This is a genomic window from Erwinia amylovora (genome assembly GCF_017161565.1).
Taxonomy (GTDB): domain Bacteria; phylum Pseudomonadota; class Gammaproteobacteria; order Enterobacterales; family Enterobacteriaceae; genus Erwinia; species Erwinia amylovora.
Genome location: NZ_CP066796.1, coordinates 2,961,886 through 2,981,663 on the forward strand (window position 1 = coordinate 2,961,886; position 19,778 = coordinate 2,981,663).

Consider the following 19,778-nt stretch of genomic DNA (forward strand, 5'->3'; position numbering starts at 1 on the left):
AGGTATCATGAATGATGTAACCGTAGTCAACTGCCCAACCTGCGGCAAGCAGGTAATCTGGGATGAACTGAGCACCTGGCGACCGTTTTGCAGTAAACGCTGCCAGCTTATCGACCTGGGGGAATGGGCCGCTGAAGAAAAGCGTATTCCCAGCAGCAGCGATCTCAATGACAGCGATGACTGGAGTGAACAGCCGCTCGATAGCCATTGAGCAGCCTGAAGTGGCGTAGTCGATCAGATGCCTGCTTGCAGCCTGACCACAATTTCAGCATTTGCGGGCGGAAAATCCGCAGCGTTAAGTTGACTCTGCGCAACCCAACGCTGCGGCTGTCCTTCGCGGCCATAAGGCTCGCCCTGCCAGCGGTCTACGATAAAAAAATGCAGTGTCACATGTAGATCGCGGTAGGTATGGTCGACAATATCATAGGGTTCGGCATGCAGCACTGCGATACCCGTTTCTTCCATCAATTCACGTTTCAGAGCCTGTTCAGGCGTTTCACCCGCTTCAATTTTCCCGCCGGGGAACTCCCACATATTCCCCATATACGCGCTGGCTGAACGCTGAGCTAAAAAAATCTGCCGTTGGCTATTGCGGATAATACCTACCGCAACCTGTAAATGTTTCATCACCGTTCACTCCAGAAAGATTCAAGCCGAATGGCGACAAACAATATCATTGATGCCTGTTGCTGTCTTGGCCCTCAGGGCACTTTCACCACCCAATCGCTGTCAGTGGATTGCCAATTTCACCCTGAACCGGGCATTGGTAGGCGTTATTGCTATTCATCGTCGGCTTGTAAACACAGCAACATATCTGTTACGTGCGGCAGCAACAATTGGACTCAGTAACACAATTAATATTTCACAGGTTAAATTCAGATAGCAAAGCCAGATGATCCCTCCCGGTATTTGTTACATTGTCCCCTTCACCACCTAATCTTCATTGATTGAAATTCATCCAGCAACAATACAGAAGACTGCCTCACCATTTTATTACCAACCCTGCATATTATTTCTATGGTGATGATATTTCCTCTAATTCGCAGACAATAAAAATATAACCTTACGGATTAAAAAAGAAGCAACGCCACAACCTGCACATTAAATCAGTGGAAAATAATAATTGTCAGATTATGTAAGTAGGGCACAAAAACAAATCGCAAATGTTTTTATAAGGCAATTTAATAGGGATTAAGACCTTATTATCCGTTAAATAACAGGACAACAAAATGATAAAAATCAATAAGCTGGCAAATTTTAATGAAAAATTAAACTTATTGCGTGTTGCAAAAAAACTACCTAACCCCCTATGCTTGCCGTCAAGTTATGGTCCTGAACAATCCAATTAAAGAAAAAGCGACAGGTTATTAGAAACGTTTTTCATGGGAAATTCTCTCTCCCGTATAGCTGCTAACTTATGCAGCTGGCGGAGACATCATAAGGAACAAAGAAAATGTTAAGCGTTGAACAATGCGAAAAAATACTCGACATTGAAAACATTCACTACGGTACATTTTTCAATCTGGATTGCCAGATGAACACGCTTGAGATCCCCTGTAAGAAGCTAACAATATCTCTTAGCGAAACGCAAAAAAGACTCCTAATCTGCCTGACACAAAAAATTAACAACAAGCGAGACATCATTAATATTGTCTGGTATGAAAACCATCAATGCGTTCGTGATAACAATTATCATCAGCTGGTATTTCAGTTACGTGCACTTCTGCAACGTAACCAATTACCCACTAACATACTTATTACCGTCCCTTACTACGGTTTAAAAATCAATGAGCCTCTTTTAAGAAAGATCGAGGCAGAGGCACTGCACCACGATCCTGCCCCCCTCGCCTCGCAGAACAATGTAACAGATAAAGACAACAAACCATCGCTGAAGCAATGGCTGTTGAATGCAATACGCTAATTCTTTTTATCACAACATAATTTGTGGGCTTTAGCATGAACTCATTGTCTGACTCTGCGCTGATATCTTATTTAAAGAGAATGGCATCACCTGGCGCACTCTATTTTCTTAGCGTGATGCTGCCGCTCGCCGTGCTGGGTTTTTCATTTAAGTTCTCTGCGCCACCGCCGTTGCCTCTGACCGTTGTACAACAGCCGCTGCCTGAACCTGAGGCGGGAAATGCCCCGGATGGCTACACCAGGCTTTCAGTGCTCTCATTATTTGCACCGCGTCCGCAAAAGGAACCTGCCCCTCTGCAACAGGACGAGAGTGACGATCAAATGCTGCGGGCGCCGGAGAGTACCCTGCCGGTCAAGGTGACCGGTTTGCTAAGCAGTAATGTTGAATCGCACTCCATCGCGATTGTGCAACACAACCAGCAACAGCTGACTCTCGGCGTTGGCGAGGCCCTGCCTGACACAACCGCAACCATCGTGCGTATCTTTCCGCAACGGATCATCATTCGTCACCGGGGAAAGTTTGAAGCCTTAACCATGAAGTGATTAAGCCGAATTATAACAAGGACTGCTTATGAAGAAGAGATCCCCCCAATCCGCTACCAGCATCCGGCGGCTGTTACCGCTGCTGCTGATTTGCACGTTATTTTCTGCGCCTGTGCAGGCGGATGGCTATCAGGCGAGCTTCAAAAATACCGAGATCGAAGAATTTATTAACACCGTGAGTAAGTCACTGAATAAAACCATCATTATCGATCCTGCGGTGAAAGGAAAAATCAGCGTGCGCAGCTATGAAACGCTGGATGCGCAACAGTATTATCAGTTTTTCCTCAGTGTGCTTGAGGTTTACGGCTACACCGCGATCAGCATGGATAATGGCGTCCTTAAAATTATTCCGTCTAAAAATACCAAAGGTGCCGCCGTACCCTTTGTTACCGCTGGCAGCAATGCCGTCGGCGATGAAGTGATTACCCGGGTAGTACCACTGCAGTTCGTCACGGCAAAAGACCTGGCGCCCTTACTGCGCCAGCTTAACGATGCTGCTGCGGGCAGCGTGGTGCATTACGACCCGAGTAACGTGTTATTAATGACCGGCCGGGCAGCGGTGATCAGCCAGCTGATGGCCATTGTCGGCAGTATCGACCTGCCTGAAGACACCACGGTCGATACGGTCAAATTGCAGTGGGCATCGGCCCCACAGGTTGCGGAAATACTCAATTTTATCAACGGTGATAGCAAAACAGCGGGCAGCAATAAACCGTTCGCCAAAGCCGTCGCGGATACGCGCACCAATGCCGTACTGATTACCGGCGACGAGCTGGCACGTCAACAGCTGGTTGATGCAGCAAGAAATCTGGATGAAGAGAAAGACCGCAGCAGCAACTCCAGGGTGTTTTATCTGAAGCACGCTAAAGCCGAAAACCTGGTAGAGGTACTGAGCGGCGTAAGCAGTAACATACAGGACAAATCTGAGTCTAAATCCGCCAGCCCGGTTGCGATGTCAAAAGACATCGTTGTGAAGGCCGACACCTATACCAACTCACTGATTATCAACGCGCCGCCGGATGTGATGGGCGATCTCGAAGAAATTATTAACCGACTCGATATCAGCCGTGCTCAGGTGCAGGTAGAAGCGATCATCGTTGAGGTACAGGATGCGGACGGCCTGGCGCTGGGAGTACAGTGGTTCAACAAAAACGGCGGCGGAACGCAGTTCCCGGCAAGCGATGCTCCGGTCAGTAATCTGATTGGCAGTACCATTGCCGAAGCGCTGAGTAAAACCAACGGTCTGGCCGCCGGATTCTACCACGGTAACTGGGCAGGATTATTCACCGCGCTGCAAACCAACAGCCAGAATAATATTCTGGCAACGCCAAGTATTGTGACGCTGGATAACATGGAGGCCGAATTTACCGTGGGCCAGGATGTGCCCATTCTTACCGGCACGCAAACCACCAACACCGACGGCGTGTACAACTCGGTCGACCGCAAAAGCGTCGGTATCAAACTGAAAGTGAAGCCGCAAATCAATAAAGGCGACTCGGTGCTGATGGAGATTGAGCAGGAAGTGTCGAGCGTAGCCGAACAGAGCTCGGTCGATCCGCTGGGAGCGACCTTTAATACCCGCCTGGTGAAGAATGCGGTACTGGTTGAAAGCGGCAAGACCGTGGTAGTCGGTGGGCTTCTCGACACCACGCATAGCAACGTGGAGAGCAGCGTCCCGGTACTCGGCCAGATCCCGTTGATTGGCAGACTGTTCCGCTATACCTCTGATAAAAAGAGTAAACGCAACCTGATGCTGTTTATCCGTCCAACCATCATTCGTCAGCAGGATAAATTTGACCTCACCAGCGGCAGCAAGCTGGAGAAATTCCGCGAGAAGCTCGGCAACGGCGAAGGCGACAAACGCGTTGCTCAAGCCATCGATGAAAATCTGTTAATAAAGCAGGGTAACCAGGCGCTGGTGGAAATACAGAAGCACATCGCTGATTTCTACCGGAAAAAAGCGTAATGAGTCAGCCACTGTTTCCATTCAGCTGGGTACAACAGCATAACGTGCTGCTGGCACCGGATGGCGAATCCGTGGCGCTGTGCTTCCATTCTGGCAGCAGTATGACTGCCATTCTGGAAGCTCGCCGCCATGCTCCCGAAGCCAGTCTGCAACTGCTTTCCGAAGACGTTTTCCGTCAGAAGATGAGCGACGCCTATCAGCAAAATACGTCTTCAACGCAGATGTTCGAGACGCTGGGTAGCGAGTTTGACCTCGACCAGCTGGTAGACGGCCTGCCTGAAGATAATGACCTGCTTGACAGTGACGATGGCGCCCCGGTTATCCGCCTGATCAATGCCATTCTCAGTGAGGCGATCAAAGAAGGGGCCTCCGATATTCATATTGAGCCATTCGAGAAGAAGCTAAGCGTGCGCTTCCGCGTTGACGGGATGCTGCGCACCATTCTGTCCCCGCCAGCGCAGCTCAGTCGCTACCTGTTATCGCGAATTAAGGTAATGGCAAAGCTTGATATTGCCGAAAAACGCATCCCGCAGGATGGGCGTATCTCTCTGCGCCTGGGCGGCAGAAATATCGATGTGCGTGTCTCCACTCTGCCTTCGCGGCATGGTGAGCGCATCGTACTGCGCGTGCTGGACAAGAACGGGCTGACGCTGAACCTTGCCGATATCGGTATGTCCCCACAGGCGGAGCAAGCGATGAACCGCCTGCTGAAGACGCCGCATGGCATCCTGTTGGTAACCGGACCTACCGGTTCGGGAAAAAGTACCACCCTGTATGCCGGGCTTAAGCTTATCCATAGCGACGACAAAAATATCATGACCATTGAAGATCCGGTGGAGTACGAACTGGAAGGAATTGGGCAGACGCAAGTCAACAGCAAGGTCGATATGACCTTTGCTCGTGGTCTGCGCGCCATTCTGCGCCAGGACCCGGACATCGTGATGATTGGTGAGATCCGCGATGGCGAAACCGCGCAGATCGCCGTTCAGGCTTCACTCACCGGGCACCTGGTGCTCTCGACGCTGCACACCAACAGCGCTTTTGGCGCCATTGAGCGTCTGCGCGATATGGGGGTCGAGCCCTTCCTGCTCGCCAACTCGCTGATAGGCGTGCTGGCCCAGCGCCTGGTACGCAGGCTGTGTCCCGCCTGCCGTCAGCCGGGCGCGGCAACCGCCGTTGAGCTGGCGCATTTTTCTCCCAGCCCACCGTCTGGCATTCAGCTGTGGCGCGCTGTCGGCTGCGAACAGTGTAATAACAACGGCTATCGCGGGCGCGTCGGCATCTATGAGTTGCTGACCATTGATGATGCACTCCGCCAGGCGATCGGTCAGAACAAAAGTGAGAATGCACTGAGCCAGCTGGTCAACGCGGACTATTGTTCTTTGCAACAGGACGGCCTGCAAAAGGTGCTCAGCGGTATGACCACGCTCGAAGAGATCCTTCGCGTCACGCGCGAGGCACATTGATATGCGTTTCCGCTATCAGGCGCTCAATCAGCGTGGCGTCAAAGTTCAGGGCGAAACCGAAGCCGATACGCCACAGCAGGCACGCCAGCTGCTGCGCGAACAGCAGCTACAGCCATTGCGCTTACAGCCGGTAAAACCGGGCGTACTGCGTTCTGGATCGTCGTCACGCCGTTCGCTGTCTGCCAGCGAGCGGGTATTGATGACGCGCCAGCTGGCAACGCTGGTTGGCGCGGCGTTGCCGTTGGAACAGGCGCTGCTGGCGCTGGAAAAGCAGACTACCAAACCAGCGGGGCGCACCATGCTGCATGCCATCCGCCAGAAGGTGCTGGAAGGTGCTTCACTGGCGGATGCCGTTGGCCTTTATCCTGCCACGTTCCCTCCGCTCTATCAGGCGATGATCGCCGCCGGAGAAGCATCGGGCAAACTGGATAACGTGCTGGAGCAATTAGCTGATTACAGCGAAAAGACGCAGCAGATCAAAGGTAAGCTTACCCAGTCAATGATCTACCCCCTGCTGCTGACGCTGGTGGCCATCAGCGTGATCACCATTTTGCTGACCGCCGTGGTGCCCAGCGTGGTCGAACAGTTCGTACACATGAAACAGGCTTTACCGCTGTCTACCCGCCTGCTGATGAGCATCAGCGAAATAACGCGCGCCATCGGCCTGCCGGTGCTGCTGGTTATTCTGCTGGCGGGTTTCTGCGCCCGCATCATACTGCGCCGCCCGGCACAGCAGTTACGCTGGCACCAGGCCAAGCTGCGGCTGCCGCTCATTGGCCGTATCGTCCTTAATCTCAACCTGGCACGCTATGCGCGCACCCTGAGCATCCTGACCAACAGCGCCGTACCGCTGCTGGAAGGCATGCATATCAGCGCCACCGTATTAACCAATCTGTTTATACGCCAACAGTTACAGCTCGCCGCCGAACGGGTACGCGAAGGCACCACCCTGACGCTGGCGCTCGAACAAACCAGGCTGCTGTCGCCAATGATGGGCCATATGATCGCCAGCGGCGAAAGCAGCGGTGAACTGGACAGCATGCTGACCAAAGCGGCCGATATTCAGGACAGCGCCTTTCTTAGCCAGATGACGCTGGCAGTCAGCCTGTTTGAACCCCTGCTGGTGGTGGTGATGGCTGGCGTGGTGCTGTTTATCGTGCTGGCCATTCTGCAACCCATTTTACAACTCAACAGCCTGATAGGATAAATCTCAATGGAACAATCATCTGCTCGCCGCCGCCAACAGAGCGGCTTCACCCTGCTGGAAATTATGGTGGTGATCGTCATTCTTGGCATTCTTGCCAGCCTGGTGATCCCCAGCCTGATGGGCAATAAGGACCGCGCCGATCGCCAGAAAGCCGTCAGTGACATTATTACCCTGGAAAACTCGCTGGATATGTACCGGCTGGATAACAGCCGCTATCCCACCACCGCACAGGGGCTGAAAGCGCTGGTGACCAGGCCAACGGCAGAACCGGTGCCGCGTAATTACCGCAGCGATGGCTATGTCCGCCGTTTGCCGCAGGACCCGTGGGGTAATGATTACCAGCTGATCAGCCCCGGTCAGCATGGTCCGGTAGATATTTTCTCTGCCGGCCCTGATGGCGCACCACAGACGGCAGACGACGTGACTAACTGGCAGCCAGATACCGAAGAGCCGTAATGCAGCGCCACGCCGGATTTACCCTGCTGGAAGTGATGCTGGTACTGCTGCTGTTCAGTGGCATTGCGCTGCTGGCCGTGGCAACACAGCCCGCTGCCAGCACCCGTCCCGAAGCAGAAAAACTGCTGGTGATGATGCGTTGGGCCGCTGGCCAGGCGCAGCTTGACGGGGCGGTGATCCGTTTGCAGCTGAACCCTCACCGGGTAGATCTGGCGCGCCTGGCACCGGGCAAAACCTCTGGCGACAGCCTGTTTTACGGCTATCACTGGCAGCCGATCAAAAACCGGCTGGCACGTTTTCGCCTGCCGGGCAATATGTCTTTCACGCTCCGCCAGCAGGGAAAAGTGATGACGCTGCCGGCCACGCTGCTGTTTCTGCCCGATGGTGACCAGCCGCCCTTTACCCTGCAACTGAACGGAGCCGATCTCACAGGCAGTGAAATCGGCGCGGCAGAGGGCGAGCTGGTGCTACGGGAGTTACCATGAAACAGCGGGGCATGACGCTACTGGAAGTGATGGTGGCAATGGCGATACTGGCGATTGCCGGGCTGGCATTAATGAAAACCAGCGGGGAGCAGGTACGTAACTTGACCCGGCTGGAGCAGAAGCAGTTTGCTCACTGGGTGGCGGACAACCAGCTGGCTCAACTTTATCTGCAACGTACGTGGCCGGCACAGCAGTGGCAGCACGGCAATACCCTGATGGCAGAACAGCGCTGGTTCTGGCGCTGGCGAGGTGTCAGTACCGGCGATCCCGGCATTCGCGGGCTGGAGATTGAAGTACGTCTTGATGAAAGCAGTCAGCATGCTATCGCCGCGCTGCACAGCTGGCAGGTAAAGGAATAATGCACAAACAACATGGCTTTACGTTGATTGAGATGATGCTGGCGCTGGCTATCTTTTCAGTGCTCAGCCTGATGGGTTATCAAATACTGCAAGGGGTGATGCGCAACGGAGAGCTGACGCGCCAGCATGTGACGCGGCTGGAAGAGATGCAGCGCCTGTTCTCCCTGCTCGATCGCGATATCTCGCAGGCGATGATCCCGGCTCAGGACGAGAAAATATCGCTCAACCAGCCGGGCTTTATCAGCGAGAAGCCAGAAGCGCTGTTGCAGCTGACCCGCCGAAACGGCACCCTGCCCGGCTCGCCGTTAGCACGCTCAACCCTGCAAACCATCCGCTGGCGGCTGGTGAATAACGAGCTGATACGGGAAACCGTGGACGACCGCATTATCACCGCCCGTTTCAGGGAGATTAAGCAGGTCAGTATGCGTTACTGGTCTGCGGGCAAATGGACGCCAAAGTGGTCCGCCGCATTTTCACTGCCGCAAGCCATTGAAGTGACCCTGAGTATTGCCGATTACGGCAAGCTGACGCGGGTCATCCTGTTGAGCGGGGAAAAATAATGCCGGGATTGCAACGGGGAATGGCGATGCTGGTAGTTCTGCTGATGATCGCCATTATGGCACTGCTGGCCACCACCGCTAACCAGTATGGGATGCAGGCGTTTATGCGCGCGGAAAGCAGCCAGGCATTCCAGCACAGTAAATGGAACCTGTTGAGCGCTGAACGCTGGTTTACCACCTCACAAAAGTTGGATCAACCCCATACTCTGGTGCGCCAGCGTCAGTTCGGCGAACAGCTCATCCACTTTGAACTGCTGGACCGTCAGGCGTGCTTTAATCTCAACGCCCTGCTGCCACAGCGGGTTGCGGAAAAAGATCCCCAGGTGGCACCCTCAATGGCGCGTCAGGTTTTTCTGCATATGTTAGTCAATCTTGACCTCGCTAAACCGCAGGCTGAAGCGTTAATGCAGCAGGTGATTGCCCTCGTCAAACCCGATCCGCTGGTGAATGAATGGCGTCTGTTTGATGAAATCAGCCAGATAAAACAGCTGCCAGCGGTCACGCCCGAACGGTGGCGGCAGCTGCAACCGCTGCTGTGCGTCATGCCGGAAACCAGGCTGGCAGTCAATGTTAACGGTTTGACCACCCGGCAATTACCCCTGATGCGGGCACTATTTGCCAATACCCTGTCTGTGTCGCAGCTCGATTCTCTGCTCAACTCGCGTCCGCAGCAGGGCTGGGCGGATCTTAGCGCACTGACCAAATCCCTCAGTATGACCACTATCGCCCCGGCGATCGTCACGCTGCAAAGCGTGCTGGCGACCCGCAGTGATTACTACGAGCTGCTGATGTGGAGCGATCATCCGACGATATTTGCCGCGCTGCGCAGTCGTATTCAAAAACAGGACGAGCAATACCACGTCACCGCACGTCTCTATGGATTAAGCGAGTAAATCAGATGGCCAAAAAACCACGAAAAAACAAGGGGCTGCTTTGTTTTTATTTTAGCGGGCAGCCGCGCGACAGGCTGCGCTGGGAATACCGCAGCGCTGGCGGCGCATACAGCAGCGGCACGGCGGACGATCCGATCCCCGGCGGTAAGAAAGACAGCGTATGGCTGGCCATCCCCGCCGGGCACTGCCTGTTTTATTGCGTGAGCGGCGGCAAAATGCCGGCAGAAGCGCTCAAATGGCAGTTGGAAGGAACCGCGATCGGTGATGTTGATGCGTTACACATCACCGTGCTGGCACGCACCGCGCAGGACAATCACCTGGTAGCCATTGAACCGGCCAGGCTGCGGGCCGCCATCAACGCGGTCAGACAGAGCGGTTTCACCCCCGACTACGCCTTGCCGGATGTGTTAATGCTGCCGCATGGCCAGGCTTTTCGTCTGGAGGAGCAGTGGCTGGCACGCACCGAACCGTTCAGCGGCGTTAGCGTCGCCGTTGCCGACCTGCCGCTGCTTACCGCTCACGACAGCACGCTTGCCGGGCAGGTTGAGGAGCAGCAAACGCGTAAGTGGTTAACGCAGGAAACGGGGAAAACCAGCCTGCCTTCACTGCTGCACGGTGAGTTTGGCCCGACGGTCAGCTGGCGTAACAGCATAGGCTGCCTGATCGTTGCGCTGCTGCTTTCCGGCTGTTGTCTGGCGGCGTTCCCGCTTTATCACGGCTGGCAGCTGAATATGGCCGCTGAACAGCTTACCCAACAGACGCTACAACGCTATCAGCGCTATTTTCCGCATGAGCGACCGGTCAAACCCGCTCAGGCGCTACTTGAGCACATACAGCAACAGGAAACCCATAAGCCCACCGCTGGCCTGCTGGTACTTCTGACTGAATGTTCGGAGCTGCTCGCAAATGTGAAAGAAATCCCGCTGCAAACGCTGGAGTGGGATGCGAAAAAACAGCAGCTAAGTTTACACTTCGCTGCAGTCATACCAACCGATAACCCGCTGGTGGCACCAGAGGGCTTACAGCTGACCCGACAGGGTAAGCGCAGCATCACTATTGGCAGGAAATCATGAGCGACAAACCTCTTAACTTCTGGCAACGCAGACAGCCCCGTGAGCGCTGGCTGCTGGTTCTCTGCCTGATTAGCGCCATCGCTGCCGGGCTCTATATCGCCAGAGAGCAGGCGATTGCCTGGCAACAGCGGGCGGCGAATCATCTGCAACAACGCCAGCTTGAGTCGCAGCAAATACAGCAGCTGGAAAACCGCATGCAGGCGGTGCTGGCTCGCCAGCCAGAAAAAAACCCCGGTCTTGAGCAGCTGAATAAGCTGCTGCCGCCGGGGTTAGTGCTGTCGCAACCGTCACCCGATATCTGGGTGGCTGCCAGGGGGGCTGTCTCGCTGGGGCCTTTGCTGAGCGCGCTGGTGAAACTGGAGCAGCGCTACGCGCTGCAGCCATCGCGGTTGCTGATGGAACAGAAAGGCCCCCAGCTGCATCTGGTGCATATGGAACTTAACCGTGACCGATAATGGCTGTTACTGGCTGTTGTTGGGCCTGCTGGGGGCAGCAACAGGCAGCCTGATCAATGTGGTGACGTACCGCTTGCCGCTGATGATCGGCGCGGATGCCCCGCCGGGCTTCAACCTGTGGCTGCCCGCTTCGCACTGCCCGCAATGTAAAACGGCGGTACGCTGGCGTGACAACATTCCGCTGTTGAGCTGGCTGGTGCTTAAAGGGCGCTGCCGTCATTGCTGCCAGCCGGTATCGCGCCGCTATCCGCTGACCGAGTTCGCCACGCTGCTGTTAACGCTGGCGATCGGCTGGCTGTTTCCTGTTGGCGGGTTATTGCTGGCGGTGCTGCTGTTTAGCTGGCTGTTACTGGCGCTGGTATTGATTGATGCCGAACACCAGCTGCTGCCCGATGCGCTGACGCTGCCCCTGCTGTGGCTTGGTTTGTTGGTCAACCTGCTGGAGTGGTTGCCCCACCTCACCCTTACTGCTGCGGTAAGTGGAGCGATAGCAGGCTATCTAAGCCTGGCGCTGCTGGCACAGGGTTATCGTCTGCTGTCAGGTAAGGATGCGCTGGGACTGGGGGATGCCAAACTGCTGGCGGCACTGGGTGCCTGGCTGGGCTGGCAGCCGCTGCCCTTGCTGCTGCTGCTGGCTTCCGTTAGCGGTATTGTCTGGGTGCTGGTAGCCCGTCTGCTGTTCCGGCGTTCGCTCAATGCGCCGCTACCTTTTGGCCCCTTGCTGGCCGCCGCTGGCCTGCTGCTGTTGATCTCTGCTAACCGCTTCGCATTTTTCTGAACCTCTGCATCAGGCCCCGTGGCCTGATCCAGTCCGGTAAATCAATATCCCACTGACTTTTGGCCCCTTCCTTGCGGCCATGCGTTGACTGCCGGCGTTCGCTGCCAGCGGCCAGGCTTATTTTTGCACGTACTGAATAAAAGGAACGGCAGCCTGATTCAGCGCGGCACATTTCGCCGACTGCGACGGCCGATCTGCGTCCAGTGCGCTGATACGCACTGAGACCTGCTGTGCCAGCTGTTGACGGAAGCTGCTATCAACCGGCCATCCGCGCTCTTTCGCCAGCGCCAGCGCCTTAGTCGCTAATGTCGCGTCCGCAGGAATATCATTACGGTCACAGTGCTGCCTTAGCCAGCTGGCAGAAGCAACCAGGGAAGAAAGTTGATCCAGCTGACTGGCCACCGGTACCGTGGCGTGTTTGCCACTGTTTTGGTTTTGACAGCTGACTAAGGTCAACAAGGGAAACAGCAGAATGGGACTCAGGTTTTTAATATTCATAATCATCACACCGATAGAAGATAAGTAATTATACCTTTGTCAGGATTTGTTGGCGTTTTAATAAGTTGATTTAAGCGTTTTTAAGGAAACAGGAAAATAAGGCATCCTAAACAAATCCAATAAACAGAATTTCGCGCTAAAAACAGGGAAAGGGGATTTTAACGCGCTATAAGAATCATTAAGTACCGCCCTCCTGAATTTACCCCTATTCTTCACTGGCTTAGCTGCGGTTTGCAGTTGTAGCCAGAGGCATGGATCGTCCGGCCTCTATTTATAGATATTAGCAAATACGGAATATTTGAAATGATGAAAGTTAACAAACTCGCCCTTGCCATTACTACTTTATTAGTCAGCGGCAGTGTTTTTGCGCACGGTTTTGTCACTAACCCACCTTCACGTGACACCATGTGCAAACTGTCTAAAAATAGCGAGGAGATCTGCAGTTCCTCAGTACGTTACGATACATCAGCCATCGGTGAGTCAACGAAAGGCTTCCCGGCTGAAGGTACGCCGCCAGACGGCTTCCTTGCCAGCGGTGACAATGCGAAGGGCTATGCACTTAACGTACAAAATGCCGATATCTGGACCAAAAACAAAATTACCGCGGGTAAAAACAATTTCACATGGGAGCTGACTGCCCCGCATAAAACGGCCAACTTCAAATACTTTATTACCAAGCAGGGCTGGGATGCTAATAAGCCGTTGACGCGCGCGTCATTTGATTTAGTACCGTTCTGTACTATTGAGGGCAATGGCGAAACTCCAGAGCCAAAACCGACTCATGAATGTGTCGTCCCGGAACGTACCGGTTATCATGTGATTTATGCCACATGGGAAGTCGCGGATACCTCCAACACCTTCTATAAAGTGATTGATGTCGAATTTGATGGCGCCGTGTCTTCTGAATGGCCAAAACAGGTCGGTACAGTTAATCCATATATGGATTTGAAAGCGGGTGACAGCGTGAAGGTCCGCGTATTCGAAGACACCGAAATGACCGAGCGCAGCATCACTCTGAATATCGACAGCGATGCCGCTGGTAAAAAAGATCTCTGGAGTAAGGCGCTGGCGGAAAAAATCAACAAGGAGTATCAAGACCTGCGTGCCGGTTCACCAAATGACGATGGTGGCGTAGAGGCGGTTGCTGGTGTAAACACCATTTATACCAAGAAAGACAGCAAAATTCAGTCTGTTGAAATTGACATCGACAGCAAGCAGGTTATGCAGCTGGAGTTGGACGTCAATAAACTGAACAATGAGTACAAGCTGAATAAAGGAGCGGCGAAGATTGAAGTTACCGGTACTGCAACTGCTCAATCCAATCTCACCGCAACCTTAACCAGCAAAACTCGTAAGCAGATAGACTCCCAAAAAGTGATCGTCGGTGCAGATGGTAAATTTGCTCTGTCACTTGAAGGTTCTAAGCTGAAAGCGGGCGACTATACCGTGGCTGTTGCCGTCAGGGCTGGTAATGCTGAACCTGTGGCGAAAAACCAGAGCATTAAGCTGGTGGAAAATGCAGGTGGCGGCAATGTTGACGCTGACTTTACCTATCCTGATAACATCGGCAGCTACGTGGCCGGAACGAAAGTACTGCAGCCTGCAGATGGTAAAGTCTATCAGTGTAAAGAAGGTCCGGTCGCTGGCTGGTGCAAAATTTACGCTAAAAGCGCTAACCACTATGAGCCAGGCTTAGGTTCTAACTGGGGTGATGCATGGACCGAAGTGGGCGCAGCTAAATAAGACTCACCCAGTTATCCGTGATGTTGAATAACCATCTGGCCGCAGTACGGGCCTGATTAAGATGGTCACCCACGCCCTGTCAGCATTCGCTGGCAGGGCGTTTTTTTATCTCCCTGCCAGTCGGCAATAACGCTGCGCCTGATTGCCTTTCCCTCTGATATCGCTTACCGCATCAAAACGGATCACTGCGTGGTGACACCGCCAGCTTAGCCGCGCTGAACTCACTCAGTTGACCGCCTTAACCCCTCTACTGCGACCATCTGCACCTGACGGGGAATGCTGTCTGCCGCTGTTGTTGGTACAAACCCGTGTCACGGCCTGCATCAGGAGGGTGACATGCCATACTGACGCGATGTTATCGTCGCTTGCCAGGCTGTGACGATCAAGGGCGGCTGGCAGCCTGTCCGCCCGCTGATAACCCGCCAGCCATGCAGCCATCAAGGGCAGTGCTATCTGATAACAAGCTTTTGACTCATCGCGATACAAACCGGGCGGCAGAGCAAAGCGGGATGAGTGATGCAGGTGCATCGACGGGCGGGAGCCGGCAGGTCAAGATGAGTGACCGTCAGCGGTTTAGCGATAAAAAAAGGGACGAGCCAGGCTCGTCCCCTCTGTGCTGCCAGGCTGGCGTTGTTACGCCAGGCGACCGTGGCACTGCTTATATTTTTTACCCGAACCGCACGGACAAGGGTCGTTACGCCCAACTTTGCGCTCTCCGCTCTGTTCAGCCAGCGACTGCGCTGCTTCGGTATCGGCGTCCACATGGCTAAGCTGCTGCTGCTGCGCCAGGCGTTCGGACTCCTGGCGGCGCTGCTCTTCCATCTGCTCCACTTCTTCCGGCATCCGCACCTGTACCTTGCTCAGGGTGCTGACCACTTCATATTTCAGTGATTCCAGCATCGCAGCAAACATGGCGAAGGATTCACGCTTGTACTCCTGCTTCGGATCTTTCTGCGCGTAGCCACGCAGATGGATCCCCTGACGCAGATAGTCCATCGCCGCGAGGTGCTCTTTCCACAGCGAGTCGAGGGTTTGTAACATCACGCCCTTCTCGAAGTTGCGCATCATCTCCGCGCCAACCACTTCTTCTTTACGCTGATACTGCTCCTGCGCCTGCTGCATGATGCGCTCACGCAGCGTCTCTTCATGCAGATTGGGTTCTGCAACCAGCCATTCGTCAATCGGCAATGTCAGGTCGAAGTCATTGCTTAAGCGCTCCTGCAAGCCCGCGATGTCCCACATCTCTTCCATCGACTGCGGCGGAATATAGCTATCGATGGTGGTTTTGTAGACGTCTTCGCGAATGCTGGCGATGGTGTCTGACACATCCGAAACGTCCAGCAGTTCGTTACGCTGCGAGTAGATGGCCCGGCGCTGATCGTTAGCCACATCATCGTATTCCAGCAGCTGTTTACGGATGTCAAAGTTGCGGCTCTCGACTTTACGCTGGGCGTTGGCAATCGCTTTGGTCACCCACGGGTGCTCGATCGCTTCGCCTGGCTTCATCCCCAGCTTGCGCATCATATTGGTGACGCGATCCGAGGCGAAAATGCGCATCAACGCATCTTCCATCGACAGATAGAAGCGGGAAGAGCCCTGGTCCCCCTGGCGGCCCGAACGGCCGCGCAGCTGGTTATCAATACGGCGTGATTCATGGCGTTCAGTACCGATGATATGCAAACCGCCGGAGGCCAGTACCGCATCGTGGCGAATTTTCCACGCGGCTTTAATCGCTTCAATCTGTTCAGCGCTGGCGTCTTCTCCCAGCGCGGCAATCTCTGCCTGCCAGCTGCCGCCCAGCACGATGTCCGTACCACGACCCGCCATGTTGGTGGCAATGGTCACCGCGCCCGGCTGGCCCGCCTGGGCAACAATGTCAGCTTCACGCGCGTGGAATTTGGCGTTCAGCACCTCGTGCTTAATACCGGCGCGGGTCAGTTCACGCGACACCAGTTCAGATTTCTCAATCGAAATGGTGCCGACCAGCACCGGCTGGCCGTTTGCGGTACGCTCACGGATGTCTTCAATAATCGCGCCGATCTTCTCCATTTCGGTCATATAGACCAGATCGGACAGATCTTTACGCACCATTGGACGGTTAGTCGGGATAACGATGGTGTCCAGCTTATAAATGGAGCTGAATTCGAAGGCTTCGGTATCCGCCGTACCGGTCATCCCGGCCAGTTTGTTGTACAAACGGAAGTAATTCTGGAAGGTGATAGAGGCCAGCGTCTGGTTCTCGTTCTGGATCTCCACGCCCTCTTTGGCTTCCACCGCCTGGTGCAAGCCGTCAGACCAGCGACGACCCTGCATGGTACGGCCGGTGTGCTCATCAACAATGATCACCTCGCCCTCTTTGACGATGTAATCAACGTCACGGGTAAACAGCACATGGGCGCGCAGCGCGGCGGTCACATGGTGCATCATCATGATGTTGCCCGGCGAGTAGAGCGATTCGCCCTCGGCCATGATCCCTTCGCTGACCATCAGCTCTTCAACGGCAACCAGCCCGCGCTCGGTCAGGTGCACCTGACGCGCCTTTTCATCCACCGAGAAGTGACCTTCTCCCTGGAAGCTGTCGGAATCTTCTTTTTCCTGACGGATCAGGTTGGGGATGATTTTGTTAACCTTGATATACAACTCTGAGCTGTCTTCGGCAGGGCCGGAGATAATCAGCGGCGTACGCGCTTCGTCGATCAGGATCGAATCGACCTCATCCACCAGCGCATAGTTCAGCTTACGCTGTACGCGCTCTTCCGGGCTGAAAGCCATGTTATCGCGCAGATAGTCAAAACCATACTCGTTGTTAGTGCCGTAAGTGATATCTGCCGCATAGGCTTCACGCTTGGCCGGTGCCGGCATGCCCGGCAGGTTAATGCCGATGCTCAGGCCAAGGAATTCGAACAGCGGGCGGTTGTTTTCCGCGTCGCGCTGGGCCAGATAGTCATTAACCGTAACAACGTGAACCCCTTTGCCGGACAGCGCGTTAAGGTAAGCAGGCAGCGTGGCCGTCAGGGTTTTACCTTCACCGGTGCGCATCTCGGCAATACAGCGATCGTTCAGCACCATGCCGCCCAGCAGCTGCACATCGAAGTGACGCATGCCGAATACGCGCTTACTGGCTTCGCGCACGGTGGCAAATGCTTCCGGGATCAGGCTTTCCAGCTCTTCGTCTTTCTCCAGACGCGCACGGAACTCAACGGTTTTCGCTTTCAGCTCGTCGTCGGACAGCTTGACGAAATCCGCTTCCATTTTATTGATTTGCTCTACTACTTTACGCATGCGGCGCAGAGTACGGTCATTGCTGCTACCAAAGACTTTGGTTAATAGTTTGATTAACATGGTTAATAATTTCTCTCAGTCACTGCCACAGGCAGTAAGCACTTAATATTTGATTTGAAAAGACGCGTCTGTTAACGAAGTCGCGTGGACGGCCCGGCGCGAATGCCGCAAACCTGGGCCAGCCACAGGCCGATGTGATGGTGCGTGGAGACGGTGATCGGGCGCCGGGTGGTATGGCGAATAATTACCGGCGGCCTGGCTTCGCGCGTCAACAGGGTGTTTAACGTTTCCAGCAGCGCCAGCTTATGCGCTTCCAGCGGGGCGGCTGCGGCCACCGGTGAAACAGAAGGCGTAAGAGAAAATGAGAGATGGCGGATCACCGTGCGGATCGCATGCTGATGCCAGTAATCCACGCTGAACGAGGACCGACGCACGCCATCCTGTTGCATGACCAGACGGTCAATACGCGTAGCGCTGCCAATATTCAGGCTTCGTGACGAGGTTTCTGCTAAGGTAATGCGATCGTGTGCTGACGCCTGGGGCAAACCAAAACTCGCCGCGACCATCCCCAACAGGAGATGCGGCCAGAAATAGCGTCTGCCAAATTGTCGCCAACGATTTAGAATACCGATCACTGTGTTCCGCCGGAGCTTATCTATGCGCGATAGTCGCCCACAATCTATTGAAAGTTTCTTCGATCAGGCTCAGGAACAGAGCGTGCTGCAACATGTGCAGCAGCGCGCCATCGCGCTGAACAAGCTGAATCGCGCTGTTCAGGGAGCGATCCCCGCACAGCTGCATCCCTGGTGCCGCGTGGCCAATTTCCGTCAGGGCATTCTGGTGATCGAAACGGCCAACGCCAACTGGATGATGCGCTTACGCTATGAGCAATCCAGTTTGCTGTCAGCTTTACGAGCGCAAATATTACCATCATTGACGTCGATCGACATCAGGATAAATCCATCGTTGGCGGCAAAAGGTCAGCAAACTGTGCAAGAAAGCAGCACTCGGCTGGCAAAAGAAGATAAACCGCCTTTAAGACAGCTTAGTGAACAAAGCGCGGAGGTTTTACGCGGAGTAGCGAGCCGAAGCCCGGAAAAACTGAAAAATGTTTTAGAACGACTGGCCTCGCTGGCCGGAGAGAGTGCCAACTCAACCAGTCGTAATAAATAGTGCTTATGCCAGGACCAGATTAGGTGCTTTGAAGGTCACCGGCAGTGCCGCTTCATCTTCAAATGTGGCCCATTCCCACGCTTCCTGCTTAGCCAGAACTGCCTGTAACAGCTTATTGTTCAGCGCATGGCCGGATTTGTAAGCGGTAAACGCACCAATGATGTTGTGACCGCACATATACAGGTCACCGATGGCGTCCAGCATTTTGTGACGAACAAACTCATCTTCAAAGCGCAGACCGTCTTCGTTTAACACGCGATAGTCATCGACCACGATGGCACAGTCAAAGCTGCCACCCAGGCACAGGCCGCGGGACTGCAGCGCTTCGATATCGCGCATGAAGCCGAATGTACGGGCACGGCTGATCTGACGCGCAAAGGCTTCAGCAGAGAAGTCCATGCGGTAGCGCTGCGTGCTGGCGTCAATCGCCGGATGGTTAAAATCAATGGTGAAATCCAGTGAGAAACCATTATGCGGCGAAAACTCGGCCCATTTGTCGCCATCTTCAACCCGGACAGGCTGCCTGATGCGCACAAACTTCTTGGCGCTGTTGAGTTCTTCGATGCCGGCATCCATCAGCAGATAGATAAAGGGTGCCGCGCTGCCATCCATAATCGGGATTTCAGGCGCGTTCACTTCAACCACGATATTATCAATACCGAGGCTGGCAAGGGCAGCGTTGAGGTGCTCGACTGTTGAAATCCGTACATCATGCTCGTTGACCAGGCAGGTACACAGCATGGTATCACGTACGGATTTAGCATCAGCCGGGAAGTCAACCGGGGGATTCAAGTCAGTGCGGCGATAGATGACCCCGGTATTAGCCGACGCCGGGCGTAATGTCAGCGTGACTTTTTTGCCGGTATGTAACCCGACGCCAGTCGTCTGAACAATACGTTTTAATGTCCGTTGTTTGATCAT

The 19,778-nt window shown here is 54.3% G+C and carries 22 protein-coding genes; 16 read left to right on the plus strand and 6 right to left on the minus strand.

Annotated elements, in window-relative coordinates:
- Positions 1-7 precede the first annotated feature (7 nt).
- Positions 8-211 (plus strand): DNA gyrase inhibitor YacG, encoded by a 204-nt coding sequence (gene yacG / locus JGC47_RS13555; RefSeq protein ID WP_004159679.1) that lies wholly within the window; start codon positions 8-10, stop codon positions 209-211.
- A 23-nt stretch (positions 212-234) separates the two neighbouring features.
- Here yacG and mutT read toward each other — a convergent pair whose 3' ends face one another.
- Positions 235-627 (minus strand): 8-oxo-dGTP diphosphatase MutT, encoded by a 393-nt coding sequence (gene mutT / locus JGC47_RS13560; protein WP_004159680.1) that lies wholly within the window; start codon positions 625-627, stop codon positions 235-237.
- An 826-nt stretch (positions 628-1,453) separates the two neighbouring features.
- Between mutT and JGC47_RS13565 the strand changes: the two genes are divergently transcribed.
- The 13 genes from JGC47_RS13565 to JGC47_RS13625 are packed head-to-tail and all read left to right on the plus strand — an operon-like array spanning position 1,454 to position 12,161.
- Positions 1,454-1,921, plus strand: a complete 468-nt coding sequence (locus JGC47_RS13565; protein WP_004159683.1) for a winged helix-turn-helix domain-containing protein — start codon at positions 1,454-1,456, stop codon at positions 1,919-1,921.
- A gap of 35 nt (positions 1,922-1,956) precedes the next feature.
- Positions 1,957-2,463 (plus strand): type II secretion system protein N, encoded by a 507-nt coding sequence (locus JGC47_RS13570; protein ID WP_004159684.1) that lies wholly within the window; start codon positions 1,957-1,959, stop codon positions 2,461-2,463.
- 28 nt (positions 2,464-2,491) lie between these two features.
- A complete protein-coding gene (gene gspD, locus JGC47_RS13575; protein ID WP_004159685.1) occupies positions 2,492-4,429 on the plus strand; it encodes a type II secretion system secretin GspD in 1,938 nt (645 codons plus the stop codon).
- Positions 4,429-5,895: a type II secretion system ATPase GspE gene (gene gspE / locus JGC47_RS13580; RefSeq protein WP_004159686.1), complete on the plus strand. Its 1,467-nt coding sequence runs from the start codon at positions 4,429-4,431 to the stop codon at positions 5,893-5,895. The genes gspD and gspE overlap by 1 nt, the downstream gene beginning before the upstream one ends.
- A gap of 1 nt (position 5,896) precedes the next feature.
- The gene (gspF, locus tag JGC47_RS13585) at positions 5,897-7,102 is read left to right on the plus strand and encodes a type II secretion system inner membrane protein GspF (RefSeq protein WP_004159689.1); all 1,206 of its coding nucleotides are present in this window, start codon (positions 5,897-5,899) and stop codon (positions 7,100-7,102) included.
- A gap of 6 nt (positions 7,103-7,108) precedes the next feature.
- Entirely contained in the window at positions 7,109-7,558 is a 450-nt protein-coding gene (gene gspG, locus JGC47_RS13590; RefSeq protein ID WP_004159690.1) for a type II secretion system major pseudopilin GspG, read from the plus strand.
- Positions 7,558-8,043, plus strand: a complete 486-nt coding sequence (locus JGC47_RS13595) for a prepilin-type N-terminal cleavage/methylation domain-containing protein (protein WP_004159691.1) — start codon at positions 7,558-7,560, stop codon at positions 8,041-8,043. The genes gspG and JGC47_RS13595 overlap by 1 nt, the downstream gene beginning before the upstream one ends.
- Positions 8,040-8,402 (plus strand): type II secretion system minor pseudopilin GspI, encoded by a 363-nt coding sequence (gene gspI, locus JGC47_RS13600; RefSeq protein ID WP_004159692.1) that lies wholly within the window; start codon positions 8,040-8,042, stop codon positions 8,400-8,402. Before JGC47_RS13595 ends, gspI begins: the two co-directional genes overlap by 4 nt.
- On the plus strand, positions 8,402-8,962 hold the full coding sequence (gene gspJ / locus JGC47_RS13605; RefSeq protein WP_004159693.1) for a type II secretion system minor pseudopilin GspJ: 561 nt from the start codon (positions 8,402-8,404) through the stop codon (positions 8,960-8,962). Before gspI ends, gspJ begins: the two co-directional genes overlap by 1 nt.
- A complete protein-coding gene (gspK, locus tag JGC47_RS13610; RefSeq protein ID WP_004159694.1) occupies positions 8,962-9,855 on the plus strand; it encodes a type II secretion system minor pseudopilin GspK in 894 nt (297 codons plus the stop codon). The genes gspJ and gspK overlap by 1 nt, the downstream gene beginning before the upstream one ends.
- Before the next feature lie 5 nt (positions 9,856-9,860).
- Positions 9,861-10,928 carry a type II secretion system protein GspL gene (gene gspL / locus JGC47_RS13615; RefSeq protein ID WP_004159697.1) on the plus strand — a complete coding sequence of 356 codons (1,068 nt, stop codon included), beginning with the start codon at positions 9,861-9,863 and terminating at the stop codon, positions 10,926-10,928.
- Positions 10,925-11,383 carry a hypothetical protein gene (locus JGC47_RS13620; RefSeq protein WP_004159698.1) on the plus strand — a complete coding sequence of 153 codons (459 nt, stop codon included), beginning with the start codon at positions 10,925-10,927 and terminating at the stop codon, positions 11,381-11,383. Before gspL ends, JGC47_RS13620 begins: the two co-directional genes overlap by 4 nt.
- Complete coding sequence (locus JGC47_RS13625) at positions 11,373-12,161, plus strand: prepilin peptidase (protein WP_004159699.1); 789 nt, start codon at positions 11,373-11,375, stop codon at positions 12,159-12,161. Before JGC47_RS13620 ends, JGC47_RS13625 begins: the two co-directional genes overlap by 11 nt.
- A gap of 117 nt (positions 12,162-12,278) precedes the next feature.
- Here JGC47_RS13625 and gspS read toward each other — a convergent pair whose 3' ends face one another.
- The gene (gspS, locus tag JGC47_RS13630; RefSeq protein ID WP_004159700.1) at positions 12,279-12,659 is read right to left on the minus strand and encodes a type II secretion system pilot lipoprotein GspS; all 381 of its coding nucleotides are present in this window, start codon (positions 12,657-12,659) and stop codon (positions 12,279-12,281) included.
- A gap of 303 nt (positions 12,660-12,962) precedes the next feature.
- Between gspS and gbpA the strand changes: the two genes are divergently transcribed.
- A complete protein-coding gene (gene gbpA / locus JGC47_RS13635) occupies positions 12,963-14,402 on the plus strand; it encodes an N-acetylglucosamine-binding protein GbpA (protein WP_004159701.1) in 1,440 nt (479 codons plus the stop codon).
- Between the two features lie 225 nt (positions 14,403-14,627).
- Here the strand turns inward: gbpA and JGC47_RS13640 are convergent, their stop codons facing one another.
- The 3 genes from JGC47_RS13640 to secM form a co-directional block, all read right to left on the minus strand.
- On the minus strand, positions 14,628-14,930 hold the full coding sequence (locus JGC47_RS13640; RefSeq protein ID WP_004159702.1) for a hypothetical protein: 303 nt from the start codon (positions 14,928-14,930) through the stop codon (positions 14,628-14,630).
- A gap of 105 nt (positions 14,931-15,035) precedes the next feature.
- Entirely contained in the window at positions 15,036-17,744 is a 2,709-nt protein-coding gene (secA, locus tag JGC47_RS13645) for a preprotein translocase subunit SecA (RefSeq protein WP_004159703.1), read from the minus strand.
- Between the two features lie 71 nt (positions 17,745-17,815).
- Entirely contained in the window at positions 17,816-18,319 is a 504-nt protein-coding gene (gene secM / locus JGC47_RS13650) for a secA translation cis-regulator SecM (protein WP_004159704.1), read from the minus strand.
- 22 nt (positions 18,320-18,341) lie between these two features.
- On the opposite strand from secM, the gene JGC47_RS13655 reads away from it, so the two are divergent.
- Positions 18,342-18,857 (plus strand): DUF721 domain-containing protein, encoded by a 516-nt coding sequence (locus JGC47_RS13655; RefSeq protein WP_004159705.1) that lies wholly within the window; start codon positions 18,342-18,344, stop codon positions 18,855-18,857.
- Between the two features lie 3 nt (positions 18,858-18,860).
- Here the strand turns inward: JGC47_RS13655 and lpxC are convergent, their stop codons facing one another.
- Entirely contained in the window at positions 18,861-19,778 is a 918-nt protein-coding gene (gene lpxC, locus JGC47_RS13660) for a UDP-3-O-acyl-N-acetylglucosamine deacetylase (RefSeq protein WP_004163035.1), read from the minus strand.

Bases quoted from the DNA above. Each gene is read 5' to 3' on its own strand.
- yacG (WP_004159679.1), top strand. From the start codon at position 8: ATGAATGATGTAACCGTAGTCAACTGCCCAACCTGCGGCAAGCAGGTA.
- mutT (WP_004159680.1), bottom strand. From the start codon at position 627: ATGAAACATTTACAGGTTGCGGTAGGTATTATCCGCAATAGCCAACGG.
- JGC47_RS13565 (WP_004159683.1), top strand. From the start codon at position 1,454: ATGTTAAGCGTTGAACAATGCGAAAAAATACTCGACATTGAAAACATT.
- JGC47_RS13570 (WP_004159684.1), top strand. From the start codon at position 1,957: ATGAACTCATTGTCTGACTCTGCGCTGATATCTTATTTAAAGAGAATG.
- gspD (WP_004159685.1), top strand. From the start codon at position 2,492: ATGAAGAAGAGATCCCCCCAATCCGCTACCAGCATCCGGCGGCTGTTA.
- gspE (WP_004159686.1), top strand. From the start codon at position 4,429: ATGAGTCAGCCACTGTTTCCATTCAGCTGGGTACAACAGCATAACGTG.
- gspF (WP_004159689.1), top strand. From the start codon at position 5,897: ATGCGTTTCCGCTATCAGGCGCTCAATCAGCGTGGCGTCAAAGTTCAG.
- gspG (WP_004159690.1), top strand. From the start codon at position 7,109: ATGGAACAATCATCTGCTCGCCGCCGCCAACAGAGCGGCTTCACCCTG.
- JGC47_RS13595 (WP_004159691.1), top strand. From the start codon at position 7,558: ATGCAGCGCCACGCCGGATTTACCCTGCTGGAAGTGATGCTGGTACTG.
- gspI (WP_004159692.1), top strand. From the start codon at position 8,040: ATGAAACAGCGGGGCATGACGCTACTGGAAGTGATGGTGGCAATGGCG.
- gspJ (WP_004159693.1), top strand. From the start codon at position 8,402: ATGCACAAACAACATGGCTTTACGTTGATTGAGATGATGCTGGCGCTG.
- gspK (WP_004159694.1), top strand. From the start codon at position 8,962: ATGCCGGGATTGCAACGGGGAATGGCGATGCTGGTAGTTCTGCTGATG.
- gspL (WP_004159697.1), top strand. From the start codon at position 9,861: ATGGCCAAAAAACCACGAAAAAACAAGGGGCTGCTTTGTTTTTATTTT.
- JGC47_RS13620 (WP_004159698.1), top strand. From the start codon at position 10,925: ATGAGCGACAAACCTCTTAACTTCTGGCAACGCAGACAGCCCCGTGAG.
- gspS (WP_004159700.1), bottom strand. From the start codon at position 12,659: ATGAATATTAAAAACCTGAGTCCCATTCTGCTGTTTCCCTTGTTGACC.
- gbpA (WP_004159701.1), top strand. From the start codon at position 12,963: ATGATGAAAGTTAACAAACTCGCCCTTGCCATTACTACTTTATTAGTC.
- JGC47_RS13640 (WP_004159702.1), bottom strand. From the start codon at position 14,930: ATGCACCTGCATCACTCATCCCGCTTTGCTCTGCCGCCCGGTTTGTAT.
- secA (WP_004159703.1), bottom strand. From the start codon at position 17,744: ATGTTAATCAAACTATTAACCAAAGTCTTTGGTAGCAGCAATGACCGT.
- JGC47_RS13655 (WP_004159705.1), top strand. From the start codon at position 18,342: ATGCGCGATAGTCGCCCACAATCTATTGAAAGTTTCTTCGATCAGGCT.
- lpxC (WP_004163035.1), bottom strand. From the start codon at position 19,778: ATGATCAAACAACGGACATTAAAACGTATTGTTCAGACGACTGGCGTC.